The following is a 22041-nucleotide window of genomic DNA, read 5'->3' on the forward strand; positions in this document are numbered from 1 at the left end:
TCTACATTAATTTCTATAGACCAGTAAAGTAAGCACAATTTTATTTTCCAATCTCGTATTTTTTTCATTACTTGTCCCTGAAGTTTATCTTGTCTAAACTACTGCAAATTAGCTTGTCTCACAACATCAATTCCTTATAGGTACGATAAAAACTATTGTATAGTTCTAGCGTATTTCCTTCAATCCTGTGTTTCAATTCCTTATAGGTACGATAAAAACAGGCGGTCAGGATGCAGAATGATTTGAAGTTCCCACGGTTTCAATTCCTTATAGGTACGATAAAAACGGCGAAGGTTACGCAAGAAAAATGAACAAATCGAAAGTTTCAATTCCTTATAGGTACGATAAAAACGAAGCCGAACAAATCATATCGGAAATATACTCACTCTGTTTCAATTCCTTATAGGTACGATAAAAACACTGTTGAAGATGTTGATGCAAAAGAATTATAAAAGTGTTTCAATTCCTTATAGGTACGATAAAAACTTAGGCCGTGAATATGTTGATTACAGCATGCACGACCGTTTCAATTCCTTATAGGTACGATAAAAACTCAGGGATTTGATAGAAAAATACGTTATTGGCTTGGGGTTTCAATTCCTTATAGGTACGATAAAAACGGAAAAGCGGAAAAACCAGGAATACAAGGAATACCGGTTTCAATTCCTTATAGGTACGATAAAAACCCATTCAGAAGAGTCAGAATTTATAAGCCGATTTTCGTTTCAATTCCTTATAGGTACGATAAAAACAATAAACAAAAGTATGTCTGAACATGTGCGGAGTAACCTGTTTCAATTCCTTATAGGTACGATAAAAACTTGTTTTTAGCCTCGGCTTCAATTTGCGTATTCATAGTTTCAATTCCTTATAGGTACGATAAAAACATTGAAGATTGGGGGGTGAACCTTGAACTATGAAGTGGCGTTTCAATTCCTTATAGGTACGATAAAAACACAACCTCCTTTAGGCTGATTTGTCCTTGTAATAGTGTTTCAATTCCTTATAGGTACGATAAAAACGCAGAAAAAATTGAAGAAGCTTACAAGGAATTGGAGTTTCAATTCCTTATAGGTACGATAAAAACCTTGAGTATTCTTATCATGGGAATACTCATGAAGAGCTGTTTCAATTCCTTATAGGTACGATAAAAACTTTTCCGTATCAACATAGTATGTGCTTATCTTGTTAGTTTCAATTCCTTATAGGTACGATAAAAACTCCAACGTTGAATTATGTGTTCCTCCGGGAGCGAGGTGGTTTCAATTCCTTATAGGTACGATAAAAACCTACGTATAACTTGACATCTATAGACCTGCAACCGTGGTTTCAATTCCTTATAGGTACGATAAAAACTTAGATCGTCCCTTCTTGTGATATAAGACTGATCTGGTTTCAATTCCTTATAGGTACGATAAAAACTTTCCGTCTTTAATCTCTGGAGCACCTACTCCATCTTGTTTCAATTCCTTATAGGTACGATAAAAACTTTTCCGTCTTTAATCTCTGGAGCACCTACTCCATCTTGTTTCAATTCCTTATAGGTACGATAAAAACGTGGTTGTTGACTGGTCATGCCCCAATGCTTCCTGGTTTCAATTCCTTATAGGTACGATAAAAACTGTTACGCCACATTTGCCCCGTTTACAGTTAAACGTGTTTCAATTCCTTATAGGTACGATAAAAACCATTATACATTTACCGGACGGAAAGCGGATTGTCAGTTTCAATTCCTTATAGGTACGATAAAAACTTTCCGTCTTTAATCTCTGGAGCACCTACTCCATCTTGTTTCAATTCCTTATAGGTACGATAAAAACATATGTTCATGAAAGGTCATAGCAACGCAGGAAGCGGGTTTCAATTCCTTATAGGTACGATAAAAACCCCCTGCCGGCAGGCGAATGAGAGCCGGCAATAAAAGTTTCAATTCCTTATAGGTACGATAAAAACTACAAGGACGATATTTGTGAGTATTTCAACAAAATGTTTCAATTCCTTATAGGTACGATAAAAACATTAAAATCTACAAGTTGCTCATCTTCAATAGCTGATAGTTTCAATTCCTTATAGGTACGATAAAAACGGAGATAGGGATTGATACTGGATTTTTCAACCGAAGTTTCAATTCCTTATAGGTACGATAAAAACGTGAATGCATGGAACAATATCGGACAGTGGATTTCCGAGTTTCAATTCCTTATAGGTACGATAAAAACAGACAAGAGAATGCAAACATGCTCTATAAGTTCCATAGGTTTCAATTCCTTATAGGTACGATAAAAACCCACAGCAGACAGCAGACAGCGTGGACACCGTGCCACAGTTTCAATTCCTTATAGGTACGATAAAAACGGACAATACTTTGCTCTACACAAAGACCGTGACCGGGTTTCAATTCCTTATAGGTACGATAAAAACGTGGCATTTTCTAGCTGCTAGGTGGACTACAAGTGAGAGTTTCAATTCCTTATAGGTACGATAAAAACCAAAGGCACATACCAAAGTTCACAGGTGCAGACAAACGGTTTCAATTCCTTATAGGTACGATAAAAACAAAAAAATCTTGGGCGGCTTCTATTGAAGATGGCTAGTTTCAATTCCTTATAGGTACGATAAAAACTTTCAGGTATCTTTTCTGCTTCCTGTTTGTAACGGGGTTTCAATTCCTTATAGGTACGATAAAAACGAAGGAGGTTGAATAACGTGACGTGGTATAAAAAAGGTTTCAATTCCTTATAGGTACGATAAAAACCCTGCCATATTGTTCTTCTTTTATTCTTTCATTAGTAGGTTTCAATTCCTTATAGGTACGATAAAAACTAAGAACAAGAGCAAAAACAAAGACCCGACAGCTCAGTTTCAATTCCTTATAGGTACGATAAAAACGGAAGCTTTTAGACTTGTTTTAGGCAAGTCTAAAGCGTTTCAATTCCTTATAGGTACGATAAAAACGTTATACCACTTACCAAATCTGCAAACATTTCAGCCGGTTTCAATTCCTTATAGGTACGATAAAAACACAGTTACTGTATCTCTTGTTGTCCCTTCAATATCAGTTTCAATTCCTTATAGGTACGATAAAAACAAAACCACCTCTTACAAAGTATTTACTAATATAAGTTGTTTCAATTCCTTATAGGTACGATAAAAACCTACAATTATAACCGCTGATATGTTATCTTCATTGGGTTTCAATTCCTTATAGGTACGATAAAAACTTAGGTGCTTGGGAAAAGAAGGAGCAAGGGTTTGGCAGTTTCAATTCCTTATAGGTACGATAAAAACTATATCTCCTGCTTACTTTTATTATTTATGGAGGTGTGAGTTTCAATTCCTTATAGGTACGATAAAAACAAACGTGTATCCGGCGGGGGAAATACGACGGGTAAGTTTCAATTCCTTATAGGTACGATAAAAACGTTCAATAACCTCTTGCATCGCCCCAATCGCTACCAGTTTCAATTCCTTATAGGTACGATAAAAACCCTTAAGTACCAACTCTTCCTCCAGAAATAAGTCGATATGTTTCAATTCCTTATAGGTACGATAAAAACGAAGGAGCAAGTTGATGTATTTCTAAGCATACATCAGTTTCAATTCCTTATAGGTACGATAAAAACATGCAAAGCCGCTCACGATACAGAACAAAGAACGAGGTTTCAATTCCTTATAGGTACGATAAAAACTGACTAATGATGCACTTGTTGTACCAACTGTATTATCAGTTTCAATTCCTTATAGGTACGATAAAAACGGAGGATGCTTTATGAAAAAGTGGGGAGAAAAGGATTTGTTTCAATTCCTTATAGGTACGATAAAAACGCAACAACATATACCGCCCCGCTTACAAGAAAATTCTGTTTCAATTCCTTATAGGTACGATAAAAACTATTCAATACCAGCTTAACTAAAAAAGTTAATGGAGGTGGTTTCAATTCCTTATAGGTACGATAAAAACATAGGGATAATTTGATAAAATCAGTTTGTGAAGTGTGTTTCAATTCCTTATAGGTACGATAAAAACTTCACAGCATTATCTATTTTCTGCAGTACCCTCTCATGTTTCAATTCCTTATAGGTACGATAAAAACATATGTTGTGGTATACTGGAGGGTTTGCTATATGCCGTTTCAATTCCTTATAGGTACGATAAAAACGTACCTCAATCCTATCTTCTGTATATCTTTGCAATTGGTTTCAATTCCTTATAGGTACGATAAAAACGTAAATATGACGTACCAGACAAATATCGTCAAACACTGTTTCAATTCCTTATAGGTACGATAAAAACTATGAAACTGGGGCTTTTGTATATTATTCTGAAGGGTTTCAATTCCTTATAGGTACGATAAAAACTATCAACTAGATCCTGCTCCTTAATTTGTAACAAAGTTTCAATTCCTTATAGGTACGATAAAAACTTTTACTAATTATACAAAATAACAGAACTGTAAAATTAGTTTCAATTCCTTATAGGTACGATAAAAACTGGAGCATATCACTTGTTATCAAAATATCACCCCCCGTTTCAATTCCTTATAGGTACGATAAAAACTAATTTACACACAGTATATAAATAAAGGAATAACCAAGTTTCAATTCCTTATAGGTACGATAAAAACTCAAGAATATGCTTCTTTCCTTTCTCTTGATTATGAGTTTCAATTCCTTATAGGTACGATAAAAACATAATTTAATCAATTGGTAATTTTCATAAATATTATATGTTTCAATTCCTTATAGGTACGATAAAAACACAGGATATATGATGAGCCAGTATGGGACTACTACGAGTTTCAATTCCTTATAGGTACGATAAAAACATGGGCACTGTCCGTCAAAATAGGAAAAACGGAGCTTTGTTTCAATTCCTTATAGGTACGATAAAAACTTGATGAATATTTTGCCTATTGTGATAGCTTTAATAGTTTCAATTCCTTATAGGTACGATAAAAACGATTTGGCGTTTGTTGGTCTTCGAAAACAGGAAAGCGTGTTTCAATTCCTTATAGGTACGATAAAAACGGATAGAAGCATATACCTTAGAATTGGCTTCTACCAAGTTTCAATTCCTTATAGGTACGATAAAAACAGTTTTGGTGCGAGGAAATAGCGGCGCAATACCACATGTTTCAATTCCTTATAGGTACGATAAAAACTAAAGAGCCGATTTTTTTTGGCTCTTATCAAACCCCGTTTCAATTCCTTATAGGTACGATAAAAACCAGGGCAACCAATGCCATCGAGAGCCTGTAATATGAGTTTCAATTCCTTATAGGTACGATAAAAACTATGCGGGATCAGATTTCTTCCTTTCATTTGAATTAGGAGTTTCAATTCCTTATAGGTACGATAAAAACTACGTATTTCACCACTACCAGATATTTTTACAGAATGTTTCAATTCCTTATAGGTACGATAAAAACAAGTAGATGGGAATATATATACCGTTAGCATGTTAGGTTTCAATTCCTTATAGGTACGATAAAAACTTTGTTTCCATTCATACCTTCCATTTGGTCTTTTGGTTTCAATTCCTTATAGGTACGATAAAAACGTTGGCGGCCAGGAAGATTTCATCCGGAGCAACTGGCGTTTCAATTCCTTATAGGTACGATAAAAACGTTGCCGCTCGGCAAAGTATTCGCCGGCATATCGTAAGTTTCAATTCCTTATAGGTACGATAAAAACTATCCTTTGGGCTCACAGCTTCGATACCAAACCATTCGGTTTCAATTCCTTATAGGTACGATAAAAACTTGATGGAAATAGTAAACACAACGGACCAGGGCATAGGTTTCAATTCCTTATAGGTACGATAAAAACCTGCCGAACACTTTATTTGCTGTATCAAGTGCAAGCGGTTTCAATTCCTTATAGGTACGATAAAAACCCTCGAAGCTGCATTATGGCAGGGATTGGCTAAAGGCGTTTCAATTCCTTATAGGTACGATAAAAACTATCGGGCTGGACTTGCGTTTTAGACTTGAACGACAGTTTCAATTCCTTATAGGTACGATAAAAACCTGCTGCGCTTTCTACGTCAATATCGTCTGTTTCAAGCCGGTTTCAATTCCTTATAGGTACGATAAAAACTATCCTCGCAATCGCCATCAGTACCCATGAGGTTAGGTTTCAATTCCTTATAGGTACGATAAAAACAAGATAATGCTAGATGTGGGACACGGTGGGGATGAGTTTCAATTCCTTATAGGTACGATAAAAACGTAATGGTTCAATTTTAATAAATTATTTAAAAATACGAGTTTCAATTCCTTATAGGTACGATAAAAACTTGATGCTTGTCCTGCTTAATTTTTTAATCTTCTGCCGGTTTCAATTCCTTATAGGTACGATAAAAACTACCAAGCCGCCGGACGTAGGCTTTGTGCCGTTGTGGGTTTCAATTCCTTATAGGTACGATAAAAACCATACAGTGACCTCATACCACTCGTCATTTATTTCTTGTTTCAATTCCTTATAGGTACGATAAAAACAAGAAATGAAGTCTTACGGCCAAATATTCAGCAGGGGTTTCAATTCCTTATAGGTACGATAAAAACTATGCTCAGGATAATACCTTGCTCTATACAAAGACAGGTTTCAATTCCTTATAGGTACGATAAAAACTGTCAATGCTGTTATTGTATTTCCAGAAAATTTTGTCGAGTTTCAATTCCTTATAGGTACGATAAAAACTATCCCTCCCTTCCTTCCTGGAGATGTAGTCCAGCAGTTTCAATTCCTTATAGGTACGATAAAAACGTTTTGTCACCATTAATACTTATTTTGCTTACCTTTTGTTTCAATTCCTTATAGGTACGATAAAAACGTTATTCAAACTGATGTCAATTGAAAATATGAAGCAGTTTCAATTCCTTATAGGTACGATAAAAACTGTACAAGATGACGAATTACGAGAATCTTACGATAGTTAGTTTCAATTCCTTATAGGTACGATAAAAACGCATACAGGATAAGGCGTATGCATTAGGTATTACGGGGTTTCAATTCCTTATAGGTACGATAAAAACTTAGTTTTTTCCCATTTCCTCAATATCCTCCGGCCTGTTTCAATTCCTTATAGGTACGATAAAAACGTAACTTGTGCGAATAATGCAACAGCACCTTCCTCAGTTTCAATTCCTTATAGGTACGATAAAAACTGCAGGGATTAGAGCGTATGCGGGAAGTCGCATGGATGTTTCAATTCCTTATAGGTACGATAAAAACGTAATGAAGTATATTGGTTATTTGGTAGAGGCGGAAGTTTCAATTCCTTATAGGTACGATAAAAACGTCTAAACTCAATATGTGTGTTGTGTTGAAGATTGAGTTTCAATTCCTTATAGGTACGATAAAAACGGAGGAAGGTATATGATTAAGGTTGTGATGGAAAATGAGTTTCAATTCCTTATAGGTACGATAAAAACAAAACTATATTATCCTTACTAATATCCTGATTCGTAGTTTCAATTCCTTATAGGTACGATAAAAACCCTGATAATATCCATACCGCCACATGCATAAAATAGTTTCAATTCCTTATAGGTACGATAAAAACTTTTGTAAATGCTTGGGGATATATGAAAATTGGAGCGCGTTTCAATTCCTTATAGGTACGATAAAAACCTGAATACAGAAAACATAAAGCAAAGATAACAGCTAAGTTTCAATTCCTTATAGGTACGATAAAAACCTATGTATAGTATGTCTTCTAGCTTTTCCGCTCTGTGTTTCAATTCCTTATAGGTACGATAAAAACCAGGCGGACCAGGAACGAGGGTATATATGAGGGCAGCAACGTTTCAATTCCTTATAGGTACGATAAAAACTTTAGACATTTTGTATATTATCATATCTACACCTCCTGTTTCAATTCCTTATAGGTACGATAAAAACATGGCAAGTGGCAAAATGGCAATGGAGATAATTGCCGGTTTCAATTCCTTATAGGTACGATAAAAACTTGCGAAGAAGATACACGAATAAACCCAAAAGTCTCGTTTCAATTCCTTATAGGTACGATAAAAACTGGAAAGTCTGATAGAAAAACGATATATGGAGATATGTTTCAATTCCTTATAGGTACGATAAAAACTTCACCTATTCCGTCAACATAAATCATAATCGCACGGTTTCAATTCCTTATAGGTACGATAAAAACACACCCTGATTAAGAGTCAAAATTTTTTATTTCCCGCGTTTCAATTCCTTATAGGTACGATAAAAACTTATTGTCATCTGATCCTGGGAAAACATACTTACTTTGTTTCAATTCCTTATAGGTACGATAAAAACACAATGAGGCAAAAGTATGTCTGATACCGTGGGGTGGTTTCAATTCCTTATAGGTACGATAAAAACTCTTTCCGGCGAAGCAGGAGCATAAGTATGAGACAAAGTTTCAATTCCTTATAGGTACGATAAAAACCAAAAAATACTTTTTTTGCGCTTTATGTTGTACAATATGTTTCAATTCCTTATAGGTACGATAAAAACGCTAATAAAAAGTTACGGCGTAATTGATGATGATACGTTTCAATTCCTTATAGGTACGATAAAAACTGTTTTCCAGAGCAAGTTCTTGCTGGTCAAAAGGCAAGTTTCAATTCCTTATAGGTACGATAAAAACAATTGATATGCCTAATACGACTATATTCAAACTGCTTTGTTTCAATTCCTTATAGGTACGATAAAAACGGAAAAATCGATTGTTGAAGCTGCAAGCCTTGACGGTGCGTTTCAATTCCTTATAGGTACGATAAAAACAAAGCACTTACTGAGGCAGGATTTTCATACCGTAAGGGTTTCAATTCCTTATAGGTACGATAAAAACCTTGGGGACTGGTTGCGGCACAAAAAGCAGCTTTGAGTTTCAATTCCTTATAGGTACGATAAAAACAAAAATAAACAATTGGGCCATAAATACAAAACTTGCTGGTTTCAATTCCTTATAGGTACGATAAAAACTTATTACTTTGTCGCCTTGTTTGAAAGGCGTATTGTGTTTCAATTCCTTATAGGTACGATAAAAACCAATATTACGCAATTTTCGGTTAATTGAGCGTCGATAGTTTCAATTCCTTATAGGTACGATAAAAACGGAGATCGATTATTTCTCCGCCTCGCTCGTTTATCCATGGTTTCAATTCCTTATAGGTACGATAAAAACTTCCTGAACTCCATATAAAGGTACGGCATGTAGAAAGTTTCAATTCCTTATAGGTACGATAAAAACAGAACTTTTGCCTTTATTGTCGTGTGAAGCATTAAGGTTTCAATTCCTTATAGGTACGATAAAAACTCATGGGCGGGCAAAAATTCATCTTGGACGGGCTTGGTTTCAATTCCTTATAGGTACGATAAAAACATAAAATGATTAGGATATTCAATAAATACGCAACAATGGTTTCAATTCCTTATAGGTACGATAAAAACTAATTAAATCCATCCTTGAGTTTATCCATAATTTCCTTGTTTCAATTCCTTATAGGTACGATAAAAACCTTGCGCTTGCGCCGACCTATGGGGGGGGGTATTGCCGGTTTCAATTCCTTATAGGTACGATAAAAACTTTTTATCGTTACTCCACCAACTACCTTGTGTTAGAGTTTCAATTCCTTATAGGTACGATAAAAACATAAAATGATTAGGATATTCAATAAATACGCAACAATGGTTTCAATTCCTTATAGGTACGATAAAAACTGAATATGAAGCTGAAAAACTTGCTTATGTGTTCGTTATGTTTCAATTCCTTATAGGTACGATAAAAACATAGAATTGTTCGGGGGTGTTATCTTTATATCCATAGTTTCAATTCCTTATAGGTACGATAAAAACAATTATTTCATCAAGATTTTTTTCTCTAATTTCCATGTTTCAATTCCTTATAGGTACGATAAAAACCTCGCTTTACCCATTACAATTTTTCCTCCAATTCCTGTTTCAATTCCTTATAGGTACGATAAAAACGATTAGAGTTAATTAATATATAATAATAAAGGAGTGTTTCAATTCCTTATAGGTACGATAAAAACACAATATTTGTATCCCACTTGCCTTTCTATTTTGAGTGTTTCAATTCCTTATAGGTACGATAAAAACGGAAGCTAACCGAGGCGGCAATAAAATTTTCGACCCGGTTTCAATTCCTTATAGGTACGATAAAAACTCGTTTGCCATACCTTATCCCTCCTTTACCCTTTCAAGGTTTCAATTCCTTATAGGTACGATAAAAACTATAGTGAAGATGATATATTGAGAATGATATTCGAGGGTTTCAATTCCTTATAGGTACGATAAAAACCTTGCGTTTTATCTCGGCTTGCTCCATAGATATTTCAGTGTTTCAATTCCTTATAGGTACGATAAAAACCGAAATCCCTACTAAAACCATTTTGTTCGCATAAATCGTTTCAATTCCTTATAGGTACGATAAAAACTTTAGTATATTTTCAATACTCTTTGATATATTGGTAGTTTCAATTCCTTATAGGTACGATAAAAACCTGACTTGGAAATATGCTATACCTATACCTGCACCACATGAAGTTTCAATTCCTTATAGGTACGATAAAAACTATTCCTGTCCGCAACCGCATTTATACCATCTACAGGTTTCAATTCCTTATAGGTACGATAAAAACTCTTCATGTGGTATGAGTTGACAGAATTTACCATAGTTTCAATTCCTTATAGGTACGATAAAAACCTATAACTATTGTAAACATCTTGTTCAGTCAAAACACCGTTTCAATTCCTTATAGGTACGATAAAAACTAATCCAGGTGGTTTACCTGGATTATTTTTTGCCTATGTTTCAATTCCTTATAGGTACGATAAAAACTTTCTGGTATCCCAGTTATATGATTATACTTATAATCAGTTTCAATTCCTTATAGGTACGATAAAAACATATACTTTAATTTGTCAACAATTATTTGCATATTAGTTTCAATTCCTTATAGGTACGATAAAAACTAGCTTCCACCTTCATCTTGACTTTCACAAAATGCTATGTTTCAATTCCTTATAGGTACGATAAAAACACACTCTCCCAAGTGGTAGTGAGTCTTTTGTTCTAAGGTGTTTCAATTCCTTATAGGTACGATAAAAACTTGCACATACCTCCTTCAAAATTTTTATAAATAGTATTGTTTCAATTCCTTATAGGTACGATAAAAACTGAATATGGGACCTATTGAGGGAGGTGACAAACCAAGTTTCAATTCCTTATAGGTACGATAAAAACAGGACGTTCTCCACCCTCTAAATATAAATAAACTTTAGTTTCAATTCCTTATAGGTACGATAAAAACGGGAATTGTTAGGATTAGACAAAATGTATCTTTTGGTGTTTCAATTCCTTATAGGTACGATAAAAACTGCCTAAGACTTTGTAAGGCGTAAGGCAATATTGGAGTTTCAATTCCTTATAGGTACGATAAAAACTAACTATACATTAACTTTACCTCTTATCCCTGGTATGTTTCAATTCCTTATAGGTACGATAAAAACTCAGTTACACTATATCCATACTGATACACACTATAGTTTCAATTCCTTATAGGTACGATAAAAACGATAGGACGCTGAAAGTCCACATGTTGGCAAAAGATGGTTTCAATTCCTTATAGGTACGATAAAAACCAAAAGTCGGGGGAACAAAAAAGTATATAAAGGCGCGTTTCAATTCCTTATAGGTACGATAAAAACCAGGCGGGACAGCAACTATGACCTGTTATGCAGGCGATAGTTTCAATTCCTTATAGGTACGATAAAAACAATAACCTCAAAGCCTTGGGACAGTAGAATATTGCAGAGTTTCAATTCCTTATAGGTACGATAAAAACAAATGCGTATCAATAGATAAATGCCTATTGCCAGAAAGTTTCAATTCCTTATAGGTACGATAAAAACTATATATACCGGCATCAGGAAGGCAGATATACAGATGGCGTTTCAATTCCTTATAGGTACGATAAAAACTTTGCGATAGAAAGGGGGTTGAGACTGTGGACGCAAGTTTCAATTCCTTATAGGTACGATAAAAACTTACTACAAATGGTGAAGGAACTTTTACAGTTGCAAGGTTTCAATTCCTTATAGGTACGATAAAAACAGACTGGGATAGTCCGGATGATACGCTTGAGGCTACGGGTTTCAATTCCTTATAGGTACGATAAAAACGGACAAACAGAAGAAACAATATTATTTGGAGAAACAAGTTTCAATTCCTTATAGGTACGATAAAAACTTTGTATTGGAAGTTATAAGGTTACTAACTACGAATCGTTTCAATTCCTTATAGGTACGATAAAAACATAGGAGCAGCGTTAATCGTTTATGAGGAGGTCGAGTTTCAATTCCTTATAGGTACGATAAAAACGCTCTTCCAAAAGCCGCAAGCTCACTATGTCATCGTGTTTCAATTCCTTATAGGTACGATAAAAACTGCCAGGAGGCAGGCCATCAAAACCGATTGAATTAGTGTTTCAATTCCTTATAGGTACGATAAAAACATTGTATGCCAAAGTGAAGTGATTATATCGCCTGCAGTTTCAATTCCTTATAGGTACGATAAAAACACGTGGATCCGGAACTGAGGGAATACATGGAAGGCAGTTTCAATTCCTTATAGGTACGATAAAAACACAAAGAAACTGCCATGGCGCAAGACGATACCAGCAGTTTCAATTCCTTATAGGTACGATAAAAACTCAGTTTTAAATCGTCATCCTTTATCATTTTCCACGGTTTCAATTCCTTATAGGTACGATAAAAACTTGCAATATGTTGCCAGCTATTCAACGGGAATGTCCCACGTTTCAATTCCTTATAGGTACGATAAAAACGGCCCTGTATTGCTTATATTTATTTTCCCGTCAACGGGTTTCAATTCCTTATAGGTACGATAAAAACTAGGCGGCTCTTTTATGCTTACCGTTGACGGGAAAAGTTTCAATTCCTTATAGGTACGATAAAAACCTATTGCTCAATAAAAGGTATCGAAACTTCTTTCCAAGTTTCAATTCCTTATAGGTACGATAAAAACAATGTATTATCTCGTCTGTATTCATATCTTTTAGAAGTTTCAATTCCTTATAGGTACGATAAAAACTTGCGGCTGCTTGAATTCCGAGCCATATCCATTTGCCCACGTTTCAATTCCTTATAGGTACGATAAAAACCTATACACTGGCAGAGCAGGTGCTTCAAGATGCCGGATGTTTCAATTCCTTATAGGTACGATAAAAACCGAAAAAATAGCAGCAATTATTACCAGTGGCGGCGCGGGTTTCAATTCCTTATAGGTACGATAAAAACGGGCAGAAAGATGCTACGAAGGAGTGAAAGGAGTGAGTTTCAATTCCTTATAGGTACGATAAAAACGGAAAAAGTGAACAACCAAACAATGTATGCGCTCACACAGTTTCAATTCCTTATAGGTACGATAAAAACACTGTTGTAGAAGAAACAGAAACGTATCCTTTCGTAGTTTCAATTCCTTATAGGTACGATAAAAACAAGGAATTATAGATAGAATGCTGGCAATGCAAAAATGTAGTTTCAATTCCTTATAGGTACGATAAAAACCATTTGTAAATATCTGGTCTTCAACCATTTTTATTGGTTTCAATTCCTTATAGGTACGATAAAAACATTTTTTCTCCAACCATAATTGCCAGAGTGCCTGTCAGTTTCAATTCCTTATAGGTACGATAAAAACCTATAAATGAAACTTTAGGAGAAGGAGGCAAATAATGTTTCAATTCCTTATAGGTACGATAAAAACTACGGGCCTGAAAAGAAACTCATTGAAATTAGGCCTGGTTTCAATTCCTTATAGGTACGATAAAAACTATAAATGAAACTTTAGGAGAAGGAGGCAAATAATGTTTCAATTCCTTATAGGTACGATAAAAACGAAGGGCAGCTATATGGCGCAGCTGCAACGGTTAACAGTTTCAATTCCTTATAGGTACGATAAAAACGATTTTTCCACGTCCAAGCTATGAATAGTAGACAGCAGTTTCAATTCCTTATAGGTACGATAAAAACTCTATCTCCAAAAGACAAACTAAATTCAAATGACATGTTTCAATTCCTTATAGGTACGATAAAAACTTAGGAGGATACAAATTCACTACCGGAGCTCCAGCATGTTTCAATTCCTTATAGGTACGATAAAAACTTGCATCTGCTACATTAGATACGCCTTCTGATACGGAATGTTTCAATTCCTTATAGGTACGATAAAAACTTGATTGTTAAAGTAAAATCTTTGAATTTTGCTGAAAGTTTCAATTCCTTATAGGTACGATAAAAACAAATAAAAAAATATTACGAAGGAGATGGGAAAAATGTGTTTCAATTCCTTATAGGTACGATAAAAACTGAAATTTAAGATTAAGGATTAGGGATTAGGGAGGCGGTTTCAATTCCTTATAGGTACGATAAAAACGGGGATATACGAAGCGTGAAGGATTTCAATATGGATAGTTTCAATTCCTTATAGGTACGATAAAAACCGTGGCAGCGGTAATGGATATAATCATTCAGGCTACTGAGTTTCAATTCCTTATAGGTACGATAAAAACGATGATATGATTTGATATTTGGAGAATCGGAAAATCTGTTTCAATTCCTTATAGGTACGATAAAAACCAAAACTCGTTTCACGGGATGCTTTGCGCCTTCCCAAAAGTTTCAATTCCTTATAGGTACGATAAAAACTTAGAAGTGCAAACTTTGATCCATCAGGGCCGCACTTGTTTCAATTCCTTATAGGTACGATAAAAACAAACCTCCAGGAATTGTAAGCAAAATTGCGAAAAAAAGTTTCAATTCCTTATAGGTACGATAAAAACTTGTTGTTTATATTCGTTTTGCATTTTAATATACTGGTTTCAATTCCTTATAGGTACGATAAAAACGGATGAACGCCACACCTAAGAAGCCAGCAAGCATGAGTTTCAATTCCTTATAGGTACGATAAAAACTAAAACTCAAAAAAGGTTACGCAGTACGTTTTTACGGTTTCAATTCCTTATAGGTACGATAAAAACGTCTACTTGTTCAAGTACTTCTAAATCGATATATATAGGTTTCAATTCCTTATAGGTACGATAAAAACTGCATTTGTAAATATCTGGTCTTCAACCATTTTTATTGGTTTCAATTCCTTATAGGTACGATAAAAACCCTAATCCTGATACAGCGCCAAGCATTTCTGCGGCAAGTTTCAATTCCTTATAGGTACGATAAAAACCTAAAGTTGAATCAGAAATATTAGTTACGTTGCAAAAGTTTCAATTCCTTATAGGTACGATAAAAACCGATTTTTCCACGTCCAAGCTATGAATAGTAGACAGCAGTTTCAATTCCTTATAGGTACGATAAAAACTAATTGCCTAAAGCAGGAATAATATGCAAACGGAGTTTCAATTCCTTATAGGTACGATAAAAACTTATACATCTTTATCTCCCTTTAAATGACGTTTTTTGGTTTCAATTCCTTATAGGTACGATAAAAACTAAGATTCATCAATCCTCCTAGCATGGCTATCACTAGTTTCAATTCCTTATAGGTACGATAAAAACTACAAAAGGCATGGAGGAAGATTTTAGGCGGTGGCCGTTTCAATTCCTTATAGGTACGATAAAAACTGATAACTGGAAATTAAAGATGGGCAACGAAAAAGGTTTCAATTCCTTATAGGTACGATAAAAACGCATTAGTCATTATTTCTTCTTCGATGTAGCGGGGTAGTTTCAATTCCTTATAGGTACGATAAAAACTGTTCTTGTTCTAGTAACATCTACAACCACCTCCCAGTTTCAATTCCTTATAGGTACGATAAAAACTTTTCGATATACTCATACTGCATGTCCAAGCCAACGGTTTCAATTCCTTATAGGTACGATAAAAACGATTTTCCCGTGATAGCTTTTATCATCGACACGATAGTTTCAATTCCTTATAGGTACGATAAAAACCTTCTTCTTCTATCGCCTTGATGATGCGAACGACTTGTCGTTTCAATTCCTTATAGGTACGATAAAAACTTTGGTCGATAGGATTACGTATATCCGTATGACCAAGTTTCAATTCCTTATAGGTACGATAAAAACACGTATTTCAAATTGACGAAATCAGGAACATCGACAGTTTCAATTCCTTATAGGTACGATAAAAACTCTAGCTGAAAAAATACATCAATATGCACAGCAACAAAAGTTTCAATTCCTTATAGGTACGATAAAAACTTTCTGCTTTTTCCTCCGTCGTCAACGCCGGATATTCTGCGTTTCAATTCCTTATAGGTACGATAAAAACAGTATGACGATGGAAGAAAATATCCAAAAAGTAAAACAGTTTCAATTCCTTATAGGTACGATAAAAACTATGAAGAATTTATTAACCCTGAACAACAAATTGAGTTTCAATTCCTTATAGGTACGATAAAAACGCTAAAGTTGTTCCAGAATACCGTTGATTAAAAATCAAGTTTCAATTCCTTATAGGTACGATAAAAACTTATACCACATCGGTATAATAGGCGCAAGAGGGGGTTGTTTCAATTCCTTATAGGTACGATAAAAACGACAAACAATATTATTGTGGGCATAACGGATCCCAATCGTTTCAATTCCTTATAGGTACGATAAAAACATATAAGCCTTACGCCGTTTTCTTTGAGTTTGCGCTTGGTTTCAATTCCTTATAGGTACGATAAAAACGCTTGCTGAGATGTACTGCAAACAGATATTCGGGGAGTTTCAATTCCTTATAGGTACGATAAAAACTCTCCATATGTTCACAAATAGGTACAAATATTTCATGGGTTTCAATTCCTTATAGGTACGATAAAAACTTACTTTAGCACCAAATAAATTCATAACTTTCCTAGTTTCAATTCCTTATAGGTACGATAAAAACTATCTCCTCCACTCCCACAACAACCGAGCCAACCGAGTTTCAATTCCTTATAGGTACGATAAAAACCCGTAAAAACTGCATAATATAATATCTTAATTTTAAAACACTTTTGCAAAAAATGCAAGGGTAAATTAGGAAAAAATAGAGTAACCTTTATAATATCAAGCGTTTATATGTTTTCTGTTTATTCGTCGATTTCCTAGGGTTTTTGCACTATCGGACACCGACGAACTACAACATTAAATCTGTAGGATTTTTTTCCAATCCCATAATTTCCCTATCTGTATATTTGGTTGTTCTAAAAGTATAAAAAATAACTGAATCCTCATCCTTATCTATTTTTGCTGATAATTCATGCTTCAGCTTTTTGAAATTGGCATCACTGATTTCTCCTTCAAAAACTGAATTTTGTACCCAATGCAAATATTTTCTGCATATTTTAAGAATTTTCCCTACTCTTTTTTCACCTACATCATACACTAAGATAACAAAAATTGCTACTCCTCCTCACTCTATTTCTACTTTATTTCTACTTTATTTCTGGCACTTTGACCAATTTCCATTTTTGGCTGTATATAGTTGAAATTTTAGCTATACTGATAAAGCAAATTACCACATGCTTATATAAGGCTCGTATAATTTTTCTCCTATTAAATGCTTTTCAAGTTTATACAGCTCGAGCCTGATTAAACGCCGGTATGACACTGAACGCCCAAGAGGTTTATATGAAAGTGTACTGTTCAATTTCTCATTTAACTGATTTATAAATATTTTCTTTCCATCATCATTTAGAATAATTCCTCCCATTTTATTTTCAAAGTGTTTTTGATTAAGCATCTTCTTTCCGAGAATTGTAAATATAGTGCGATCTACCAATAATGGCTTAAATATTTCGGCTATATCCAGATTTAACGTAAACCTTCTGTTATTAGTCGTATGCAAAAACCCAATCCTCGGATCAAGGTGCGTTTTATAAATCTCACTTAATACTATAGTATATAAAACGCTATTACCAAAGCTGATAAGAGAATTTAAACGATTTAAAGGAGGTTGTTTTGTACGTTTTTCAAATAAAAAATCCGAATCATCCAAAATTGTGTCAAAACTACTGTAATATATATCCCTAGTGTTTCCTTCAATAGCCATCATTTGATTTATATCCATATTCTTGCTCAGCTTTGATTTAAGTTCCTCTATCTTTTGTATGCCATATTCAAGATTTTTACCTCTATTATTATAATATTTTAAAACAGTCAAAATATTTCTTATACTTCCCTCAACAATCCTGTATGCTATATCCTTCCTTTTTTCTTCATCAAGATAATACTCTGCCTGTTTCAAAATCATATACCCTGAATTGTAATGTTCCCTTGGGTAATATGTACCAGTGTAATATTCATGGTAATTGAAGAAATGCAGTAATATTTCCTTTTGTGATGCCAGTTCTAAGAATTTCTTTGTAACAGTAACTTCACCAAAAACATATAACTCATTAATATCTTCTATGGGCAAGTATTTATTACCCTCTTCACTTTCAAAAAATACAGTATTATCTTTTCTTTTAAGTTCACCATCATTAAAAATATATGCGCTTTTTTTCATTAGCTTCTCCTCTTACTATCTTCACACTCTATAAACTCAAAACACCCAAATCCCTGCGAATTCTTGCCTCCAAGGCCCGTGTTATATGCCAGAGTTATTAGGTCGGTATCCCCCTTTATAAGATACTCTCCCATCCAGCCTTTTATTATAAAGTCTTTATACTTTGTTGTTACTTCTCTTTGTGTTTCAATAAATGCTTTTATTGTAAAGTTAATATTGTCAATGCTGGAACCATTAAACGCCTGATATTTTTTCTTCAAATTTTCTTTAACAAGTTCATAGAATTTTTCATCTCCCGGACCATAATAATATGTCTTTTTATTCTGATCAGTTGAGTAGACTACTATAGGTGAAAGCATTCTTATTCTTGATTCAGGATTTATATTTGGAAATTTAACCTTTATATTCTCAAGATATATATTCTGGTCATAAAGCACAAGGTTATTCTTAATAATAGAAGTAGAGAAATCAATGAAGAAATCATCATAATGGGAGGATACCTCCAGGGTTACAGGAGAGTCATACTTAATTATTTTATTGTTATTATCAATTCTATACGTACCCATTAACCTGGAAAAAGTGAATAGCTTGTAACGCCTTTTTTCATAGGTAAAGCCTTTATCATGTATAAATTTCTGTGTTTCTTTATCTGTAATATTATTGTAGATAAAACCCTGCAGGATTTGATTATAGTATATGGGCAAAACAAGCTTCCCATTAAAAGTAAATTCAAACACAATTCTCATATTTACTATTCCTTATTTTAAATTTTTGTTTTTATGTCTTTTTATATTTCTCAACAGTATTTTCATTCTGTATTTCATCATTCTGTATTTCATACTTGCAAACAGTAATAAAATATGCTAAAAATGTGAATATTAAGTATTATTAAGTATAATATGTTATTCTACACAGTATATAGAAAATCCTTCTTTTTCTCAAAATTTTATATTTTTTTACATAAAATTTTAATAAGGAAGGGTTTGGAGTGTATCGGTTTAGACTAAATCTGGAAGTTTAAACTTGTATAAATAATAACATATATAATTAATAATAATAAAAACAGCCTTGTATAGAATTAATATTATATTTCATTTCTTATACCCAGGCTGTTCTTAAGACGAGCAGTCACCTGATTTATTTTGACATGTTATTAAGATATATACTCCCCTGCCATGTTATAACACCTTATAGCACCTGTTGGGCACACCTTTACACATTCTCCGCAATTTGTGCATGTTGGGGGGTCAATTTTCGCCAGCGAGCCTTTCATACTTATAGCCCCTACAGGACAAGCCTTAACACACCTGGTACAACCTATACACCCTACACTGCAGACCTGCCTTACAATATTACCTTTATCCAGACTGCTGCATGTAACGGTATGCCTTGAATATCTTGGCACTAGTTCAATTATTTTTTTGGGGCAGGCTTTTACACACATGCCGCACCCTGTACATTTCCATTCCAGGACCCTTGCAAGTCCATTTTCTATTACTATTGCATCAAAGGGACAGGCACGAACGCATGTACCTAATCCTATACATCCGTATAAACATGCGGACGGTCCTCCATATAAAGCTGCTGCTGCATTACAGTCTTCTATTCCGTAATAATTGTATTTCACTTTGCTGTTTTCAAAAGTCCCGCCGCATATTACTCTTGCAGTTTTATCTTCTACAGCTTCTGCTTCAAGTCCTAGTATTTCACCTATTTTTTTTGCCACATCGGCCCCGCCAACAGGACATCCCGTCACTGCAACTTTTCCCTCTGCAACAGCTTCTGCAAAAGCATCACAACCGGTCTGTCCACATGCGGCACAATTGGCGCCGGGAAGTACATCCCTTACAAGCTTGACCTTTTCATCAACCTTTACCTCGAATTTTTTCGAAGCAAAGGAAAGCCCTATTCCAAAAAATAATCCCAAACCTCCAACTACAGCAACGGGTATTAATATTTCAGACATCATAAAATATACCCTCCACTACCATGTTTCATTATTATTATTATTATTAATGTATACTTAATATACAAATAAAACCAAATCAATAATCACTTGAATCTATACTAATATAAATCTATAATCTATAATCTATAATCACCTGAATCTGTACTAACTACAACTACCTTGTAAACAATCCCTGGAATCCGAAGAATGCCAGTGATACTAATGCTGCAGCTATAAGGGTTATAGGTAACCCCTTCAGAGCTTCAGGTATATCGCACATCTCAAGCTTTTCCCTTATACTGGAAAATAGCAAAAGTGCAAGTGTGAAACCCAGGCCAGCCCCACAACCATATACCAGCGACTGCACAAAGTTATATTCCCTTCCAATGTTAAGAAGGGAAACGCCGAGCACTGCACAGTTTGTTGTAATCAGCGGCAAGTATATTCCCAGGGATTTGTAAAGAGGAGGGAACATTTTTTTCAACACTATTTCAACAAACTGGACCAGGGCTGCTATAACCAGGATAAATGCAATTGTTTGCAGGTACCCAATTCCAAATCTTTTAAGAAGGAATTCGTTTACGACCCATGTAGCTCCTGATGCTATAGTCATTACAAAAACTACCGCACCGCTCATGCCCATTGCAGATGACATGTTTTTGGACACTCCCAGGAAGGGACATATGCCTAAAAACTTTGTCAATACAAAATTTTCTACAAGGATTGCACTTATTATAATAATTATCATTTCCCTCATTTACTTTAAAACCTCCTTAGGGACTTTTATTGCACATACCGCATGACGCGCAATTTCCATACTCCATTTTCTTTCTCTTGGAAAGCTTATTGACAATAGCAATAACTATGCCAAATACAAAGAACCCACCCGGCGGCAGAATCATAATAACTGCCGGATCTATCAAGCCTGCATTGATATTAATTCCAAACCAGGTCCCATTGCCGAATATTTCCCTTACTGAGCCTATTATGACAAGGGCAAGGGTAAAACCGAGGCCCATGCCTATTGCATCAAGCACAGACAAAAATACGCTATTCTTACTTGCAAACATTTCAGCTCTGGCTAAAATTATGCAATTTACCACTATCAGTGGTATAAATATTCCTAAGGCTTTATTTAATGCAGGCACATATGCTTCCAGTAAAAGTTGTACAATAGTAACGAAACCGGCTATTATGGTAATAAATGCAGGTATTCTAACCTTATCGGGTATTAGCTTTCTCAACAAAGAAATGACGATATTAGACCCAAGCAGTACAACAGTTGCTGAAATACCCATACCAAGGCCGTATAAAGCTGATGTGGTTACCGCCAGGGTAGGGCAGGTACCCAGTACAAGCCTTAAAGTGGGATTTTCCTGTATTATTCCGTTAGTAAGTGTTTTTAACTTCTTCCCCATTTACAGCCTCCTCCTTTTGCTTCTATCCCGTCTATTTATTGGAGATACTGCTTCTCCTATCCATATAATTCATTCAACACATTCAATACCGCGGATATCTCGCACATGCACATATACACATA

6 protein-coding genes and 1 CRISPR repeat array are annotated in these 22041 nt (G+C 34.8%); all 6 genes read right to left on the minus strand.

The annotated features are described in order from the left end of the window. Positions 1 to 123: 123 nt before the first annotated feature. Positions 124 to 17017: direct repeats of the CRISPR family, unit length 30 nt; unit sequence GTTTCAATTCCTTATAGGTACGATAAAAAC. Between the two features lie 165 nt (positions 17018 to 17182). Further along, positions 17183 to 17446: a CRISPR-associated endonuclease Cas2 gene (gene cas2, locus HPY74_02980; GenBank protein NSW89641.1), complete on the minus strand. Its 264-nt coding sequence runs from the start codon at positions 17444 to 17446 to the stop codon at positions 17183 to 17185. Positions 17447 to 17560: 114 nt separating this feature from the next. Beyond that, positions 17561 to 18553: a type I-B CRISPR-associated endonuclease Cas1 gene (cas1b, locus tag HPY74_02985; GenBank protein ID NSW89642.1), complete on the minus strand. Its 993-nt coding sequence runs from the start codon at positions 18551 to 18553 to the stop codon at positions 17561 to 17563. Further along, a complete protein-coding gene (gene cas6, locus HPY74_02990; protein NSW89643.1) occupies positions 18553 to 19299 on the minus strand; it encodes a CRISPR-associated endoribonuclease Cas6 in 747 nt (248 codons plus the stop codon). The genes cas1b and cas6 overlap by 1 nt, the downstream gene beginning before the upstream one ends. 407 nt (positions 19300 to 19706) lie before the next feature. Beyond that, positions 19707 to 20522, minus strand: a complete 816-nt coding sequence (locus tag HPY74_02995) for a Fe-S cluster domain-containing protein (GenBank protein NSW89644.1) — start codon at positions 20520 to 20522, stop codon at positions 19707 to 19709. 154 nt (positions 20523 to 20676) lie between these two features. After that, the gene (gene rsxA, locus HPY74_03000; GenBank protein NSW89645.1) at positions 20677 to 21258 is read right to left on the minus strand and encodes an electron transport complex subunit RsxA; all 582 of its coding nucleotides are present in this window, start codon (positions 21256 to 21258) and stop codon (positions 20677 to 20679) included. A gap of 16 nt (positions 21259 to 21274) precedes the next feature. Then, positions 21275 to 21919, minus strand: a complete 645-nt coding sequence (locus HPY74_03005; GenBank protein ID NSW89646.1) for an electron transport complex subunit E — start codon at positions 21917 to 21919, stop codon at positions 21275 to 21277. Positions 21920 to 22041: the final 122 nt, after the last annotated feature.

Source organism: Bacillota bacterium, from assembly GCA_013314855.1.
Classification (GTDB): Bacteria; Bacillota; Clostridia; order Acetivibrionales; family DUMC01; genus Ch48.